Origin of the sequence: Vibrio sp. Vb339, from assembly GCF_902751245.1 — a bacterium.
Lineage (GTDB): Bacteria > Pseudomonadota > Gammaproteobacteria > Enterobacterales > Vibrionaceae > Vibrio > Vibrio coralliirubri.
Genome location: NZ_CADDIS010000008.1, coordinates 89150 through 107205, shown reverse-complemented (window position 1 = coordinate 107205; position 18056 = coordinate 89150). Strand labels below are relative to the sequence as shown.

The following is an 18056-nucleotide window of genomic DNA, read 5'->3' as shown; positions in this document are numbered from 1 at the left end:
GGCAACAAGCATAACGCGAATCAAACCCAAGATGACATGCATTCATTGCAATAAAAGTGAAAAAATCCGTAACAAGCTCGGTCGTTGCCAGCGTTGCATGAATCAGCTGATGGTGTTGTCGATTTTGAGTTGGGGAGTATGGTGGCTATTTTTCAGAGAAGACCCAAAAACCATCAATGCCATCGCTTTGATGATGGCCGCTTTCGCATTCAGTGGCTTGCTGTCGCTGCATTGGGTAATGAAGTTTGTGGTGCTGCCTTTAAGGAACAAAAAGCGTTAACAGAGAGACGTTGCTAGATAAGTGATAAAGGTTAGATAAGCGATAAAGGCTAGATGTCCAATTAAATAACTCGCCTTAGCAAGCCATCATTATTTCCCCAAACAGCAGATAGAAAAAAGCCCCAGAACCAATCGATTCTAGGGCTTTCTTAGAAAATTCTAAGAAAAAGCAGTGGTACTTTAATAGACCGGGCTTTTCTTAGTTTGTTCCCAAAAAAGATCATATTTTTGATCTTTTTTTTAGGGACTATAAAATCAATGCCTTATGCAACATTAACCTTAGCAATGATCTGCTCTACCAAGTTCACTTCCAACGCCACTTCATCACATGCATGTTGACGAGGACACTGGTCACAGTCTTTCAGTACCTTCTCTGGCAGTAGAGATTTCGATGTTGGTAAGAAATCATGCTTCATGAAGAACTCTGGTGTACGAGTCAGCACAAACACCTTCTTAATGGCCATTTGTCGCGCTTTCTCAACCAAATGCTGCACAATCGCGGTACCCTGCCCTTGACCTTGCCAGCCAGCCTCAACACCGAGCGAGCGAATCTCCGCTAAGCCAGAGTCATACACATAGAGTGATGCACAACCTGTCACCTCACCATGATGCTCTGCGACCGCAAACGAGCCAATATCACGCACCAGTTCATTACGAGAACGAGGTAGGTTTTCACCCATGTTCGCCCAGTAAGCGACCATGCCTTCCAACGCTTCAATATCGGTCAGACGAGCAGGACGAACCTTGACGATGGAAGTGTCACGCTGTGATAAACGTTTCTCAGCTTGGTCAACCGCGTAAGCCACTTGCTGTGGAGATACGCCACCTAGCGCGCTACGTTTTTCAAGACACGATTCAATGGTCAGGATGTCATACACATCCTCTTCAATCACCTCAGAGAACTCTTTCATCTCTGCGATGGTTAATTCTTCTAATGCACAGCCTTTAGCAATCGCCGCCACTACCGTCACACCAACAATATGGTGAGCTTCACGGAAAGGAATCCCTTTCGCTACTAGGTAATCAGCCAGTTCAGTTGAGTTCGCGTAGCCTTGTTTCGCGGCTTCAAGTGTACGTTCGCCGTTCACTTTAATGCCGTCAAAACAAAGTGCAGCCATTTCCATACAATCATTCCAAGTGTCTAAAGCGTCGAACAGACCTTCTTTATCTTCTTGCATGTCTTTGTTGTACGCCAAAGGCAGAGCTTTTACTGTCATCATCATTGCCGCTAATGAACCGTAAACACGGCCAGTTTTGCCACGAATAAGCTCTAGCGCATCTGGGTTTTTCTTTTGTGGCATCAGAGATGAACCTGACGTCACGGTATCCGCTAACTCGATGAAGTTTGATTCACCTGAGTTGTAGAAAATCATATCTTCTGCAAGACGCGAAAGGTGAAGCATAGAGATAGAAGCAATCGACATTAGCTCCATCACATGGTCACGGTCAGAAACTGAATCTAGAGAGTTGCGCGTTGCACGACGGAAACCTAAGTTGTGAGCTAACTCTTCACGGTCCATCGGGTAAGCTGTTCCTGCAAGGGCACCAGAACCCAGCGGACATGTATCTAGACGCTTAATCGCATCATTCAAACGTGAATAGTCACGCTCAAGCATTTCAACGTAAGCCAAGCACCAGTGAGCAAAAGTTACCGGCTGAGCACGTTGTAAGTGAGTGTAGCCAGGAAGCACGGTTTCTTGATGCTGAGAAGCAACGTTCACCATTTGGCTTTGTAGGCGATCCAGTGCCAGTAGCAGTTGGTTACCTTGCTGACGACACCATAGTTTCAGGTCGGTCGCCACTTGGTCGTTACGAGAACGGCCAGTGTGAAGTTTTTTGCCCAAGTCACCGACTTTGCCGATAAGTTGCTGCTCAACCCAGCTGTGAATATCTTCTGCATCAGAACGTAGAATCTGTTCAGGATCTTCCATCACCTCAAGTTTTAGCTCATTCAGTGCTAACTCAAGCTTCTGTTGCTCTTCTTCTGTTAATACGTTGACCGACAGTAGAGCTTTAGACCAGGCAATTGAGCCCACAATGTCTTGCTCAGCCAATCGGTAATCAAAACGAAGAGAATCGTTAAAATCTTTGAACCGGGTGTCTGCTGCTTGGGTAAATCTACCGCCCCATAATGCCATTGTGTATCTCCTAATTGCACAGTGCTCACTGTTTTTGCAAATGATAATTCTGATTAAGATTCAGTATTTTTCTGATGGTTTAAACTTACGGCAATTCAAAATGAAAATAAAGTATTAATTCATTATTTTCACATATTTATTCACCAACAGTTCAATCCATTGATTATTTTTAGCGTGGAGCGCGAATTATATGCCATCCGATAGGAAAAACCGAAGCTGATTTATTAGGCAAATAGAAAGTAAAAAGCCCACTCACTAATCAATAGTGAATGGGCTTTGCATAATAATGTCTGTTTACTGGCCTTCAACCTTTCGCTAAAGGCTAGCTCGCTAACTCATTGTTAGGATTACTTTTGGCTATTCAGAGCACGGATACGGCTTGATAGCGAGTAAAGACGGATGAAGCCTTCAGCGTGGCTTTGGTCGTAAACTTCATCTTCACCAAAGGTTGCAAACTCTTCTGAGTACAGGCTGTTGTCAGAACGCTTCTGAGTCACCGTTGCATGGCCTTTGTAAAGCTTGATAACCACTTCACCATTCACGTCTTGTGTTAGCTCTTCTGTCGCGGCAAGGATTGACTTACATAGTGGAGTGAACCAACGACCATCGTATACAAGGTGAGAAGCCTTAACACCTAGCTCTTCACGGAATTCGAATGCCGCTTTATCAAGAACCAGTTGCTCTACTGCACGCAGTGCTTCCATCATGATTGTGCCACCCGGAGTTTCGTAACAACCACGAGACTTCATGCCAACAAGACGGTTTTCTACGATATCGATACGACCAACACCGTGCTTAGCACCCTTCTCGTTTAGGTAAACCAGTGCGTTGTATGGCGTCATTGTTTCGCCATCAACCGCAACCACTTCGCCTTTTTCAACTTTAAGTGTCACTGTTTCAGATTCGTTTGGCGCTTGCTCAGGGTCTACAGTCCAAGCCCAGCAATCTTCGTTAGGTGCATTCCATGTGTTTTCTAGAACGCCGCCTTCTGTTGAGATGTGCCATGCGTTTGCATCACGCGAGTAAATCTTAGTAAGAGAAGCCGTACAAGGGATGTTACGCTCAGCTAGGTAATCTAGACACTCTTCACGACTCACTAGATCCCATTCACGCCATGGTGCAATTACGTGTAGATCAGGTGCGAGTGCAGCAAATGCGCCTTCAAAACGAACTTGGTCGTTACCCTTACCTGTACAACCGTGACATAGAGCGTCTGCACCTACTTTACGTGCAACTTCAACCTGTGCTTTCGCAATGATTGGACGAGCCATTGATGTACCTAGAAGGTATTTACCTTCGTAGTAAGCGCCAGTTTTTAGCGTTGGGTAGATGTAATCTGCCACCATCTCTTCTTTAAGGTCAGCGATGTAACACTCAGACGCACCAGAAGCTTTTGCTTTCTCTTCGATACCAACCAACTCTTCGTCGCCTTGACCAACATCCGCAACAAACGCAACCACTTCACAGTCATAGTTCTCTTTCAACCATGGAATGATTACTGATGTGTCTAGACCGCCAGAGTAGGCTACTACAACTTTCTTTACGTTAACTTTGCTCATTTTCTTTCTCCTAGTTTCCATACTGCACATGGCGGTCAGCGTTGGAAATGACTTCATAATTATATGTTTATTTAATTTGTCTAAATTCTTTAAGTAGTGACTCGTTGTGAGACCTACTGAGGTAAAAACTGTGTTCCTATGCTTTTACCTGAAAACAGTTGTGTTAGCTTTTCTGGGTATCGCCAAGTGGCAACTTCGATTGGTCGTCCAAGGTCGTTAGCGGCTTCTAGTGCAGCTTGAACCTTAACGATCATGCCGTCGGTAATCACTTTGCCGGCAATAAGGTCATCGGCTTGTTGTTGGTTAAGGCTTGGAATGAGGTGGCCTTTGCCATCCAACACACCACTTACATCAGAAAGCAGTACCAGTTCAGCATCAAGTGCGCCCGCAACGGCAACCGCAGCTTGGTCGGCATTGACGTTCATCAGTTGGCCTTGCTCAGTCAGACCAATTGAGCTGATGATTGGCAGTGCGCCCGCATTAAGAATCGCTTGCAGGACGGTTGAGTCGCCCGGCTCCGCTTTTCCTACCGCGCCCAGTTCAGGGTTCAGTTCGCTCACTTTGCATAAACCACCGTCAGCAAGGCTCAAACCAACGGCATTGATTCCGTCTTTAATTGCCTGACCTTGAAGTAGTTTATTGGCCGTGCCCGCTAGTGCACCAGCGATCACTGGGATCTGATCATAAGGAGTAACACGTAGCCCTTCTTTCTTAACGGTTTCGAGGTTCAACTTATTCATCAAATCATCAACAAGGTAACCGCCACCGTGAACAATCACGATTGGTCGTTGTGCCTGTTGTTGGTAAGCAGAGATAGCACCAAATAACTTGCTAAGTGTTTCACCACAAGATAGCGCAGCGCCACCTAACTTGATGATTAATGGTTGATTATTAAGGCTCATATCTAGGTTCCCTTACACTAACGCAGTTAATGGCGCAAAACCATAACGTAAATTTAAACACTGCATCGCTTGGCTAGATGCACCCTTTAATAAGTTGTCAATCGCTGAAACAACGATGATGTGCTGACCTTGAACCTTCCAACCTAAGTCGCAGAAAGGCGTCTGTTCTACATCTTGAATTCTTGGCAATGTATCTTCGAGTAGTCTCACTGCAGGTTTACCTTGGTAAGCTTGCTCGAAGGCATCTTGTATATGTTGTTCTGTCACGCCTTCAGCCAATTTCATGGTGATGGTCGCCAAAATACCGCGCTTAAAGTTGCCGAGGTGCGGAGTGAAAATTACATCGCATCCTAAATGTGCGGCCATTTCAGGTTGATGACGGTGATTGAATACGCCATAAGCTTGCAGGCTCACTTCGCAGAAGCTGTTAACCATCGTCGCCTTGCGGCCTGCACCAGTCACACCACTAGTTGCGTTAATCACTGGCCATTGGTTTTCATCCAGTAACTTGGCTTCAACCAAAGGTTTAATCGCCAGTTGTGATGCGGTTGGGTAACAACCCGCTACCGCAACAAGCTGAGCTTCTTTAATTTCTTGTTCGTTCCATTCCGCTAAACCGTAAGCCGCTTTGTCTAGCCATTGTTCGTGTTGATGTTCAAAACCGTAAAACTCTTGATAGAAGTTTTCGCCTTTAACTCTGAATGCACCCGATAGATCGAAGACTTGGCAATCGTTCTCTAGAAAGATTGGCGCTAGGTCATGACTGACTTCATGTGCCGTTGCTAAGAAAATCACATCAGACTGTTTAGCTACTTCTTCCGGATTTGTTAAAGGTTGTACTGGCATATCAATCAAACCAGCTAACTTACCGTGCAGTGCCGCAATAGGTTTACCTGCGTCTACACTATTGGCTGAGACATATAAACCTGATAGCGTGAGCTCAGGGTGTCTGTTTATCATTAGAGCCAGTTCTGCTCCTGTGTAGCCGCTTGCGCCAATGATCGTGGTTTTCAACATCTCAACACATCCATTTCTGAGGTAAGTTACATTTCAAATTTGACTATTCATACTTAATTTTTAGCTTTATTTGATTTCTTATGCATTAAATATGATTTAATATGTGTTTTACCGACTTATGGTTTTCCTGTCAATAGTAGAAGTGAAGTTATTATGCAATTACCGAGTTTTCTTGAGGTCTACAAAGGCCTAATTTCCACAGACTCTATTAGCTCGACCGATCCAAGCTGGGATCATGGCAACGAGAAAGTGATCGAAAAAATGGCTCAATGGTTTAAAGACGTAGGCTTTAGCGTTGAAGTCGTGGAAGTCGAGCCCGGCAAGCATAATATGGTCGCTAAGATGGGATCGGGCGAAGGTGGCTTGCTACTCGCAGGACACAGCGACACAGTGCCATTCGATGAAGGACGTTGGAACTTCGACCCTCACGCACTAACAGAACACAACAATCGCTTCTATGGATTAGGCACAGCCGACATGAAAGGCTTTTTCGCTTTCGTTTATGAAGCGGCAAAGAAGATGGATTGGAGCAAACAGACCAAGCCGCTATATGTATTGGCAACCTGTGACGAAGAGACCACCATGCTGGGTGCGCGTCATTTCACTGAAAATGCACCGTTTAAACCGGATTACTGCATTATTGGTGAGCCAACCAGCCTTGTGCCGATTCGTGGTCATAAAGGCCATGTTGCTAATGCTGTGCGAGTAACGGGTAAATCAGGTCACTCTTCTGATCCTGCATTAGGTGTCAACGCCATCGAGATCATGCATGAAGTGTTGTTCGCTTTAATGCAGCTGCGTGACAAGCTAGTCAAAGAGTATCACCACCCGGGTTTCGCAATTCCAAGCCCCACTCTAAACCTTGGCCATATTCACGGTGGCGACAGTGCCAACCGTATCTGTGGTTGCTGTGAGCTGCACTATGATGTGCGTCCTTTGCCAGGTATCAGCCTAGATGGCTTGGATAACATGCTGCGCAGCGCACTCAAAGAAGTGGAAGCAAAATGGCCGGGCAGAATTGAGATTACACCTTTGCATGAGCCTATCCCTGGTTACGAGTGCCAACACGACCATCCATTTATCGGTGGCATGGAATCAGTTTGTGAGATTGAATCACAAACCGTGAACTACTGTACTGAGGCACCTTTCCTTCAAGAACTTTGCCCAACCTTAGTTCTGGGTCCGGGCTCAATCGACCAAGCTCACCAACCAGATGAGTTCTTAAGCTTCGATTTTATCGATCCAACGATTGATGTTCTGGGTAAATCGATCCGTAAATATTGTTTCTAGTTATTACTTTTCTTCCAATATTTTCGTATAAAAGCCACCCAAAAAGGTGGCTTTTATTCTGCCATCCCTGACACAGCCTGATCTTGTAATTAAATTTCACTTTAATTCCGAACTATTGGAAAATTTACTTCTCCCGCATTTCGAAAACTAATAATTGCAAACTTAGAATGCTTTATTTGACTAGATACAGCACTTTTCGCTAGATTGTGTACTTAACAAGGAACAATGGATGTAATTTTTTTACGAGGCAGGATGACAATGAACGAGAAATACGCCGCTCTCAAGAGTAACGTAAGCATGCTGGGACGCTTGCTAGGTAACACAATCCAAGATGCACATGGTGACGTTATCTTAGAGAAAGTGGAGACTATCCGTAAACTTTCCAAATCCGCCCGCGCAGGCAACAAAGCTGACCGTGACAGCCTAGTTGAAGAAATCAAAAACCTGCCGAACGAACAACTCACTCCTGTTGCTCGTGCATTTAACCAATTTCTCAACCTCACCAACATGGCAGAGCAGTACCACACCATCTCTCGCCACTGTGAGGAGCATGTTTGCGAACCAGACGTGCTGCAATCTCTATTTTCCAAATTAAACCAGAATGACATCAGCAAGCTAGATGCGGCTCAAGCCGTTCGCGACCTGAACATTGAACTCGTTCTGACTGCACACCCAACAGAAATCACTCGTCGCACCATGATCAACAAGCTCGTTAAGATCAACGAGTGTCTGTCTAAATTAGAATTAAGCGACCTATCACACAAAGAGCGCGTGAAAACAGAACGTCGCCTAGAGCAACTTATCGCTCAAGGTTGGCACTCAGATGTGATTCGTCAGCAACGCCCTACGCCACTTGATGAAGCGAAATGGGGCTTTGCGGTTGTTGAAAACTCACTTTGGGAAGCTGTGCCAGATTTCCTACGTGAAATGGATGGCCGACTAAAAGGCTACCTTGGTGAAGGCCTGCCAATTGATGCGCGCCCGGTACACTTCTCATCTTGGATGGGCGGCGACCGCGATGGTAACCCATTCGTAACGCACACCATCACCAAAGAAGTGCTGCGCCTATCTCGCTGGAAAGCCGCTGACCTTTACCTAGGTGACGTAAACGAGCTGATTACCGAACTGTCGATGACTAAGTGTAATGATGCCGTTCGTGAACTAGCGGGTGATGAGCATGAAGCTTACCGTGCAATCCTAAAAAGCCTACGTACTCTGCTGAACAACACGTTAGAAGTGCTTGATGCAAAACTGCATGATGCTGAAGTACCGAAGAAAGAAACACTACAGAACATCGACCAACTTTGGACACCGCTGTACGCGTGTTACCAATCGCTGCACGAATGTGGCATGGGCGTAATCGCAGACGGCTCTCTACTTGATACCTTGCGCCGCCTAAAAGCATTCGGTGTACACCTAGTGCGTCTCGATGTTCGTCAAGAAAGTACACGTCACTCAGATGTGCTGTCTGAACTGACTCGCTACCTAGGCATTGGCGACTACGACCAGTGGAGCGAGCAAGACAAGATTGCTTTCTTAACCAATGAATTAAGCTCAAAACGCCCACTACTTCCTCGTGATTGGGAGCCATCTGAACAGGTTAAAGAGGTTTTAGACACCTGTAAGGTCATTGCTGCTCAACCGCGTGAAGCCTTCGGTGCTTACGTAATTTCTATGGCTCGTACTGCATCGGATGTACTGGCTGTTCACTTGCTTCTGCAAGAATGTGGTTGCCCGTACCGCATGGACGTATGTCCACTGTTCGAAACGCTAGACGACTTGAACAACTCAGAAGCGGTAATGAAGCAGCTAATGAGCATCGACTTGTACCGTGGCTTTATCCAAAACCACCAAATGGTGATGATTGGATACTCTGACTCAGCGAAAGATGCTGGCGTAATGTCTGCAGGCTGGGCTCAATACGATGCGATGGACAAGCTGGTTAAGGTTTGCGACGAAGAAGGCATTGAACTGACTCTATTCCACGGTCGTGGCGGTACAGTTGGTCGTGGTGGTGCTCCGGCGCACGCAGCCCTACTTTCTCAGCCACCGAAGAGCTTGAAAGGCGGCTTACGTGTAACTGAGCAAGGCGAAATGATCCGCTTTAAGCTTGGCTTGCCAGATGTTGCCGTAAACAGCTTCAACCTATACGCAAGTGCGATTCTAGAAGCGAACCTTCTGCCACCACCAGAGCCTAAACAAGAGTGGCGCGACCTAATGGAAGTGCTGTCTCAGGTCTCTTGTGAGGCTTACCGTAACGTGGTTCGTGGTGAAGAGAAGTTTGTACCTTACTTCCGTCAAGCGACGCCTGAACTGGAGCTAGGTAAACTGCCTCTTGGTTCTCGCCCTGCGAAACGTAACCCGAATGGCGGCGTAGAAAGCCTACGTGCAATTCCATGGATCTTCTCTTGGAGCCAAAACCGCTTGGTGCTTCCTGCATGGTTAGGCGCTGGTGAAGCGATTCAATACTCAGTAGACCAAGGCCATCAAGCGCTACTTGAAGAGATGTGTCGTGAGTGGCCATTCTTCTCAACTCGTCTGGGTATGTTGGAAATGGTGTACTCGAAGTGCAACATGGAAATCGCTAAGTACTACGACCAGCGCCTTGTTGATGAAGAGCTATTACCTCTGGGTGAGTTACTGCGTGAACAGCTACAAAAAGACATCAAAGCGGTACTGAATGTAGAAAATAACGAGAACTTGATGCAAAGCGACCCTTGGGGGCTTGAGTCAATTCGCCTACGTAACATCTACGTTGAGCCACTAAACATGCTTCAAGCAGAACTGCTTTACCGTACTCGTAAGTGTGAAACACCACCAGCAGAGCTAGAAGAAGCACTAATGGTGACGATTGCAGGTATTGCAGCAGGTATGCGAAACACTGGCTAATTAGTGATTCCTACTATAAAAAGAACAAAAGGTCGCCACGTGCGACCTTTTTATTTCGCAAAATGACCACTAATGAGTATTTTGTCAGTTTTTTGGGTTATTTTGTCCATGTATTCTACTTTATGCTTATTATTTAGATATACTACTGCTCCGCTGCGGAAGCACTCCAAAAAAATAATCTGCAGCAACTTGACCAATAAACTGGTCAACCTAGGTGATAAACGGCTTTGTAAGGTGACATAACCAACCGATGAGTTGGTGCTACTTAAACATAACCAATATAACGTGCCATTAGAAGCACACTTGTTGTTTAAGTATTTGTTTACTGTTTACCATTTGGATTTCAGACATGTCATTACCACACGTAATTCTAACCGTTTTAAGTACACGCGATGCTACTGGTTACGATATCACAAAAGAATTCTCCGCAAGCATTGGTTACTTCTGGAAAGCTAGCCATCAACAAGTTTACCGCGAGCTAAATAAAATGGCTCAGAACGACCAGGTAACTTGCGTGCTTGAGCCTCAAGAAGGCAAACCTGATCGTAAAGTTTACTCTATCACTGATGCTGGCCGTGGCGCGCTAGGTGAATGGTTTGAACAACCAACTGCACACCCAACCATTCGTGACGAGTTCTCAGCTAAGCTAATGGCTTGTGCTGTACAACCTTCTGACGCTTACCGTGTACAACTTGCTGAGCTAGTAGAAGAGTCTCGCAAACTGGTTTCTCACTACAAAGAAATCGAAGCAGCTTACTACGCAACGCCATCAACTCTAGACAAGCAAGCACGCCTTGAGCGTCTAACACTTCGTCGTAACCTACTTATCCGTGAAGCATGGATTGTATGGGCTGAAGAAGTACTGCTTGAACTTGGCGCTCTAGCTTAAGTTAAGCTAGAAGCTAGAAGCTAGAAGCTAGAAGCTAGAAGCTAGAAGCTAGAAAAGCAAAAGGCTTGAACTCTATGAGTCCAAGCCTTTTTTGTATCTATAGGATTTGAAATGTTACTGCCAGAGGCTTTTTACAAGCACTTAGGCTTTACTTCTTAGACTTTGCTTACAGCGCAGCGACTTGTGGACGAACACCTAGCGTATGGCAAAGTGCGTAAGTCATTTCTGCACGGTTTAGCGTGTAGAAGTGGAAATCTTTCACACCTTCACGGCTCAGCGTACGAACCATATCAATCGCTTGGCTAGCACCTACTAGCTGACGAGTGGTTGGATCATCATCCAAGCCTTCGAACTGCTTCGCCATCCAGCCAGGTACTTTTACGTTGTTCATCGCTGCAAAGCGCGACGCTTGCTTGAAGTTAGAAACCGGTAAGATGCCCGGTACAATCTCAACATCCACACCTGCCGCTACACAACGGTCACGAAAACGTAGGTAGCTTTCTACATCAAAGAAAAACTGAGTGATTGCACGGTTAGCACCCGCATCCACTTTACGCTTTAGGTTAATAAGATCAGATTGAGCGCTTTTTGCTTCAGGGTGAACCTCAGGGAATGCTGCAACTGAGATATCAAAATCGTGGCGAGATTTAAGTAGCTCAACCAAATCAGATGCGTACATCTCTGGCGCGCCGCCGCCTGCTGGAATGTCACCACGTAGCGCAACAATACTCTCGATACCATTTGCCCAGTAATCGTCGGCAATTTGAATCAGCTCTTCGCGACTCGCATCAATACACGTTAGGTGCGGTGCAGCCACTAGGCCAGTTTGGTTCTTAATTTCTTTAATGATTGAGTGGGTACGGTCACGTTCGCCCGAGTTTGCACCGTAAGTTACCGATACAAATTTTGGTTGAAGTGTTTTAAGACGGTGAACAGAGTTCCACAGGGTCTCTTCCATCTTCTCACTGCTCGGTGGAAAAAACTCAAATGACACATTGATGTTGTCAGAAAGCTCAGCGATATTCTGATTTAAAGCGTCGATATGACTAGCGTGTGTGTATCCCATCTTACTCTCCCTGTGGCAAAAGCAACCACTAAAAACTCAAATCCTTAAACGACGTTTAGACGTCTATATGTCTGTAGAATGTATTGAATACGATTTAATGTCAACAGATCCATTATGAATTTTTCTCAAGTAGATCGTGAGTAAAACTCAAGTCGTTAGGTGGGTCGCAAAGCAGAAATAATGTAGAAAAAAGGCTGAAAAACACATCGTGCTTTCAGCCTTATTTATCTTAGTGAATAGTATGCTATTTACGCGCTAAAACAATTGATCTGAGTATTAAACCAATCGCTCTGAACATCAAAACAGGCTAGACATTCTGTTTAAGTCAGATTGAATTGCGCCAGCAGTGACTTCACGTCCTGCACCTGGACCACGAATCACCAATGGATTATCTTTGTACCATTTGCTCTCAATCGCAAAGATGTTGTCGCATGGCAACAAGTTCGCCAGAGCATGTTCTTTAGACAGTGCTTCAACGCCTACGGTTGCCTTACCGTTCTTCTCCAAACGCGCTACGTAACGCAGAACTTTCTGTTGAGAGTGCGCTTTCTCTAAACGCTCAGCCAGCTCTTCGCTTAGAACAGAAGCTTTGTCGAAGAAGTCATCCACTGAAAGTTCTTGCAGCTCTGCAGGTACGAGAGATTCCACTTTTACGTTTTCAGGTTCGATACCTAAACCGGATTCACGCGCTAGAATCACCAGCTTACGCATGACATCTGAGCCATCTAGGTCAGCACGCGGGTCTGGTTCAGTCAGCCCTTGCTGCCACGCTAAGTCGACCAACTCACTGAATGGCACGGTGCCATCAAACTGTTGGAACAACCAAGACAAAGTGCCAGAGAAGATACCTGACAACGCAATGATGTCATCGCCGCTCTCACGCAGGTCTCGCACAGTGTGGTTGATAGGTAAACCAGCACCTACTGTCGCGTTGTACAACCAATGACGACTGATCTTCGCGAAAGCATCTTGTACTTGATGGTAATACTCGCTCGATGCAGAACCAGCCACCTTGTTCGCCGAAATCAGGTGGATACCTTGTTGTGCGATTTGCAGGTACTTTGCTGCAAGCACAGGGCTTGCGGTGACATCGAGTACCACAGCTTCATCGTAACCCTGAATAGAACCCAAACGCTCTAACCAGTCGTTACCATTGTTGGCAATCGCTTCATCGTCAAAGCGCTTGCTCACTGAGGTCGCATCAATGCCTTGATCGTCGAACCAATAGGTTTGACTATCAACCACCGCAACCAATTCAAAGTTCATTCCACGGCGCTTTTCAAGTTCCGCTTTTTGTTCAGCAAACAGACTTAACCAACTTGAACCAATGTTGCCCTTACCACACAAGGCAATCGCAACACGCTTCTGCGCTTGGAACAGTTGAGAGTGAATGCCTTTCACTAGGCTTGATGTTTCACTCTTACGAATCACAGCCACCAAGCTTAAGCCAGAGTTCGCTTCTGAGATGAACTCAACCGGCGAGCTCTTAAGCTGCTGGTAGAAACCGTAGCAATGGTTCGGGTTCTTAGTCACACCTGCACCCACTGCAGCAATCAGAGAGAAACCTTCTTTTAGCTTAATCTCAGCTTCAATCGCGTGGTCTTGTAGATATTCTAATGCACCACCAGCGATCTCTTCCGTGTAGGCAAGACGCAAACAGTGTTGATCCGGTTCAAGCTCATAAGCCAGTGGCTCAAGTTGAGCACGCTTAAGCCCTTCAAGCACTTCACTCTCTAAACGGTCGAAATCATGGCCGTGACCAAAGGTCAGCTGAACGATAAGCACTTCATCCAAAGAGGTTATGATTTTTGCGCCACGACCCGATGCCAGTACACGCTCTATCTGTGTAGAGCCCGCCTCCGGCTGATAGCTGCAGCGTAAGCTGAGATCCATAGCACTTTGAGCCACAGGCTGTAGCGTTCGGCTATGAAGCACTGGTGCGGCAAGGCGAGCCAATTCACTCGCTTCATCAAGGCGAAGTAGAGGCAATAGACACGCATCTGAAACCAGACGAGGGTCAGCGCTGTAAACGCCCGCCACATCACTCCAAATCGTCACACGTTCAACTTCAGCCAAAGCACCAATCACGGTTGCTGAGTAATCCGAACCGTTGCGACCAAGCAGTACCGTTTCACCCTCGCAGTTCTGAGCCATAAAGCCCGTAATCACCACGCGGCAATGTGCATGCTGCGCCAGAGCTTCTTTGATCAGAGGGTAAGAACGTGCGCGGTCAACTTCAGGCTGAGCACCCACTTCTGCACGTAAAAAAGCACGCGCATCTTGAGCAACGGCTTGTAAATCATGCTGGCACAACAAAGCCGCGAGTAGACGTGAAGACCAAACCTCACCATGTCCAAGCACTTTTGCTTTTTGTGCTTCGCTCAAGGGAGCCGTTAGCTCACCCAAAGCGGTAAATTCTTGTTGAATGGTTGCAGTAAGTTGTGCGGCTGATTCACCCTCAAGCAGTGCTTCAATCAGATCGAGTTGGAACTGACGAAGTGCTTGTAGGCATTCATGGGCAATACGACCATCTTTGTCGAGCGCTTCAACGAACTCAATTAAACGGTTAGTTGTTTTGCCTGCTGCCGATACCACCACCAAATCAGTTGCTGATGAGTATTCTCTAAGAATGTTGACCACGCGTTGGTAACATTCAGGGTTTGCTAAACTGCTGCCACCAAATTTATGTAGCTGGCGAAAGGTTGCCATTATTAACCCTCCCCTTCAGCGATAAAGCGCTGTGTTCTTTCAAACGCTTGCTTGAGGTCATCGATTAGGTCTTCTGCATCTTCCAGGCCAACAGATAGACGCAGTAGTTGCTGAGAAACACCCGCTTCTGCTAATGCTTCTTCGCCCATCGCGCGGTGAGTCATCGACGCAGGGTGACAAATCAGGCTTTCAACACCGCCCAATGATTCTGCCAAAGAAAACAGCTCTAACTTATCAACAAAGTATTTAAGCGCCTCGAATGAGCCCGCAAACTCAAAGCTGAGCATTGAGCCAAAGCCCGATTGCTGTTTCTTCGCGATATCATGACCCGGATGTTCAGGAAGGCTTGGGTGGTAAATAGTGCCGACGAGATCTTGTTGCTGCAGAGACGCTAGAATCTCACGTGAGCTTTCTTCGTGAACTCGCATACGCGCACCTAGCGTACGAATACCACGTAAAGTCATGTAGCTATCAAATGGTGTGCCGGTCGCACCAATACAGTTGCCCCACCATGCTAGCTCTTCAGCGTGCTCTTCTGTCTTAGTGACGACAACTCCACCAATGACATCTGAGTGTCCATTGATGTACTTGGTTGTAGAGTGGATAACAAAATCCGCACCCAGCTCTAAAGGCTTTTGGAACACAGGTGTCAAAAACGTGTTGTCGACAGCAACCAGAGCACCAACCTCTTTCGCTTTGCGGCAAGTTTCTGCAATATCAACCACACGAACCAGTGGATTCGATGGGGTTTCAATTAAGATCAACTTTGGCTTAAGCGCGATCGCCGCATCCAGTGCCGCTTGATCCGATTGATCAACGAACAGAACTTTGAAGTCACCTTTTAGCGAGCGAGTGTTAAACAGACGGTAAGTACCGCCGTAGCAGTCGTGCGGTGCAATAATAAGATCATCGCCGCCTAAGAAAGCCGAAACCCATAAGTTAAGCGCCGAAGTACCGCAGTTAGTCACAACCGCGCCTTTGCCTGATTCAAGCTCAAACAGTGCCGTCTCTAATAAACCGCGGTTTGGGTTACCAGAACGGGTGTAATCGTACTTTGGCACTTCACCAAAAGCGGGAAACCCATAGTTAGTCGAAAGATAAATGGGTGGGACAACGGCATGGTGTTGCGTGTCTGACTCGATACCAGTACGTACTGCGATTGTTGCTGGCTTCCGGCTGCTCATAGGTGCTTCCTTACAAGTTTTGCGTCTGAGAATCACAGCTGCTTGTCGGCATTTTGCGGCTGTGTTAGATATATGTTATTCACTTTACTTTCATAAACGTGAGACGTCAACACTTCTAGACGTCTATATGTCTTTGCTTATGGCAGTAAATCCCGCTAAAATCACCACTATTAATTTATTCTAACAACTAAAGTGATGAAGGTACGCAATGGCCGACTGGAATGGTGAATACATAAGCCCATATGCTGAGCATGGAAAGAAAAGCGAACAAGTAAAGAAAATTACAGTTTCTATCCCTCTAAAAGTGTTAAAGGTTCTTACTGACGAGCGTACTCGCCGCCAGATTAATAACCTACGCCATGCAACAAACAGTGAGCTACTGTGCGAAGCCTTTCTACATGCGTACACAGGCCAACCACTACCAACGGATGAAGACCTTCGTAAAGATCGTCCTGACGATATCCCTGCTGAAGTGAAAAAACTGATGACAGAAATGGGTATCGAGTTCGAAGCGTTTGACGAAGAATAAAAACAACTCAGTCACTGCCTTCATTATTGATTCGCTATAGCTGACCCTATTTATCACATCACGCATTGCGTTTTTATGACTGCGCTGTGAATGATAGACATAAAAAAACCGACTCCAGATGAGTCGGTTTTTTATTATCCTTTTTCGCTCAATAGAGCAACAGCTATTAAGCCATATAGTTAGCAGGCATCTCGATACGAGCTACGCCAGATTCAACAGCCGCTTCCGCAACTGCTCGTGCTACGCGAGGAAGTAGACGTGGGTCCATTGGCTTAGGAATGATGTAACCCTTACCGAACTCCAGTGCAGTCTCGCCCGCAGCTGCTAGTACTTCAGCTGGAACTTCTTCTTTCGCTAGTTCACGAATCGCTTTAACCGCCGCCAGCTTCATTTCGTCATTGATTTCGCTCGCACGCACGTCTAGTGCACCACGGAAAATGAATGGGAAACAAAGTACGTTGTTTACTTGGTTAGGGTAATCACTACGGCCTGTACCCATGATTAGGTCAGAACGAACTTCGTGTGCAAGCTCAGGCTTGATCTCTGGATCTGGGTTTGAACATGCAAACACAACAGGCTTATCAGCCATCAGCGTTAGTGCTTCAGCAGGCAGTAGGTTAGGACCCGATACACCCAAGAACAGGTCAGCGCCTTCGATAACATCTTCAAGCGTGCGCTTGTCAGTGTTATTTGCGAACAGCTCTTTGTATTCGTTTAGGTCATCACGACGAGTGTGGATCACACCTTTACGGTCAAGCATGTAGATTTTTTCACGCTGAGCGCCACACTTAATCAGCAGTTCCATACAAGCAACCGCTGCTGCGCCAGCACCTAAACAAACGATCTTACACTCTTCAAGTTTCTTACCTTGAAGCTCGATCGCGTTCAGCATACCCGCTGCAGTTACAATCGCTGTACCGTGTTGGTCATCGTGGAATACCGGAACATCACAACGTTCAATCAGGCGACGTTCAATCTCAAAACAGTCTGGTGCTTTGATGTCTTCTAGGTTAATACCGCCGAATGTATCTGCAATATTCGCAACCGTATCAACGAACTCATCGATTGTGCGGTGTTTTACTTCAATATCGATAGAATCTAAACCAGCAAAACGCTTAAACAGGAGCGCTTTACCTTCCATAACTGGTTTAGAGGCAATAGGGCCAAGGTTACCTAGGCCAAGAATCGCTGTACCGTTAGAGATAACTGCAACCATGTTGCCTTTACCTGTGTACTTATAAACGTTATCAACGTTCTGTGCGATCTCGCGAACAGGCTCAGCCACGCCTGGGCTGTATGCAAGTGCTAGGTCTTCTGCAGAGTTTGCAGGCTTCGTCAGTTCTACGGCAATTTTGCCTGGAATTGGGAACTCATGGTAATCAAGAGCTTGCTGACGGAATTGTTCTTGAGGTGATAATTCTTGAGAGGATTGAGCTTGGCTGCTGTCTTCAGACATAGGTGTAGGTTCCTAGGATATTATTATTTGGGGGATCTTGTTCATGTTAATGGATGTACTTCAAAGTTCCTAGGTGGTTGAAGCCTCTGTCTCATTAAAAAACGAGATTTCACTACTAATAAGACCAGTGAGCAGTTGAAATTACTATC

The 18056-nt window shown here is 46.2% G+C and carries 13 protein-coding genes; 5 read left to right on the top strand and 8 right to left on the bottom strand.

From position 1 onward, the window contains the following. Nucleotides 1-31: 31 nt before the first annotated feature. Nucleotides 32-280: a DUF3624 domain-containing protein gene (locus HRQ85_RS23275; protein ID WP_172380695.1), complete on the top strand. Its 249-nt coding sequence runs from the start codon at nt 32-34 to the stop codon at nt 278-280. A 262-nt stretch (nt 281-542) separates the two neighbouring features. Here the strand turns inward: HRQ85_RS23275 and argH are convergent, their stop codons facing one another. The 4 genes from argH to argC all read right to left on the bottom strand — a co-directional run bounded on the left by argH (nt 543) and on the right by argC (nt 5895). After that, complete coding sequence (gene argH, locus HRQ85_RS23270) at nt 543-2417, bottom strand: argininosuccinate lyase (protein WP_017061136.1); 1875 nt, start codon at nt 2415-2417, stop codon at nt 543-545. 347 nt (nt 2418-2764) lie between these two features. Next, nucleotides 2765-3976 (bottom strand): argininosuccinate synthase, encoded by a 1212-nt coding sequence (locus HRQ85_RS23265; protein ID WP_172380694.1) that lies wholly within the window; start codon nt 3974-3976, stop codon nt 2765-2767. 113 nt (nt 3977-4089) lie between these two features. Beyond that, nucleotides 4090-4878, bottom strand: a complete 789-nt coding sequence (argB, locus tag HRQ85_RS23260) for an acetylglutamate kinase (RefSeq protein ID WP_017063686.1) — start codon at nt 4876-4878, stop codon at nt 4090-4092. 12 nt (nt 4879-4890) lie between these two features. Beyond that, nucleotides 4891-5895, bottom strand: coding sequence for an N-acetyl-gamma-glutamyl-phosphate reductase (gene argC, locus HRQ85_RS23255; RefSeq protein WP_172380693.1), 1005 nt, complete (start codon nt 5893-5895; stop codon nt 4891-4893). A 153-nt stretch (nt 5896-6048) separates the two neighbouring features. Between argC and argE the strand changes: the two genes are divergently transcribed. The 3 genes from argE to HRQ85_RS23240 all read left to right on the top strand — a co-directional run bounded on the left by argE (nt 6049) and on the right by HRQ85_RS23240 (nt 10963). Then, nucleotides 6049-7185 carry an acetylornithine deacetylase gene (argE, locus tag HRQ85_RS23250; RefSeq protein WP_172380692.1) on the top strand — a complete coding sequence of 379 codons (1137 nt, stop codon included), beginning with the start codon at nt 6049-6051 and terminating at the stop codon, nt 7183-7185. Between the two features lie 252 nt (nt 7186-7437). Further along, on the top strand, nt 7438-10074 hold the full coding sequence (gene ppc / locus HRQ85_RS23245) for a phosphoenolpyruvate carboxylase (RefSeq protein WP_017063683.1): 2637 nt from the start codon (nt 7438-7440) through the stop codon (nt 10072-10074). 349 nt (nt 10075-10423) lie between these two features. Beyond that, complete coding sequence (locus HRQ85_RS23240) at nt 10424-10963, top strand: PadR family transcriptional regulator (protein WP_172380691.1); 540 nt, start codon at nt 10424-10426, stop codon at nt 10961-10963. Nucleotides 10964-11129: 166 nt separating this feature from the next. On the opposite strand, the gene metF is transcribed toward HRQ85_RS23240, so the two are convergent. From metF to HRQ85_RS23225, 3 genes are all read right to left on the bottom strand, one after another. Further along, nucleotides 11130-12029: a methylenetetrahydrofolate reductase gene (gene metF / locus HRQ85_RS23235; RefSeq protein WP_004729683.1), complete on the bottom strand. Its 900-nt coding sequence runs from the start codon at nt 12027-12029 to the stop codon at nt 11130-11132. Nucleotides 12030-12326: 297 nt separating this feature from the next. Beyond that, nucleotides 12327-14738 (bottom strand): bifunctional aspartate kinase/homoserine dehydrogenase II, encoded by a 2412-nt coding sequence (locus HRQ85_RS23230; protein WP_172380690.1) that lies wholly within the window; start codon nt 14736-14738, stop codon nt 12327-12329. Nucleotides 14739-14740: 2 nt separating this feature from the next. Continuing rightward, nucleotides 14741-15922 (bottom strand): O-succinylhomoserine (thiol)-lyase, encoded by a 1182-nt coding sequence (locus HRQ85_RS23225; RefSeq protein ID WP_017061143.1) that lies wholly within the window; start codon nt 15920-15922, stop codon nt 14741-14743. Nucleotides 15923-16130: 208 nt separating this feature from the next. Between HRQ85_RS23225 and metJ the strand changes: the two genes are divergently transcribed. Beyond that, nucleotides 16131-16451, top strand: coding sequence for a met regulon transcriptional regulator MetJ (gene metJ / locus HRQ85_RS23220; protein ID WP_004415993.1), 321 nt, complete (start codon nt 16131-16133; stop codon nt 16449-16451). A 166-nt stretch (nt 16452-16617) separates the two neighbouring features. On the opposite strand, the gene HRQ85_RS23215 is transcribed toward metJ, so the two are convergent. Beyond that, complete coding sequence (locus tag HRQ85_RS23215; protein WP_017061144.1) at nt 16618-17907, bottom strand: malic enzyme-like NAD(P)-binding protein; 1290 nt, start codon at nt 17905-17907, stop codon at nt 16618-16620. Nucleotides 17908-18056 lie beyond the last annotated feature (149 nt).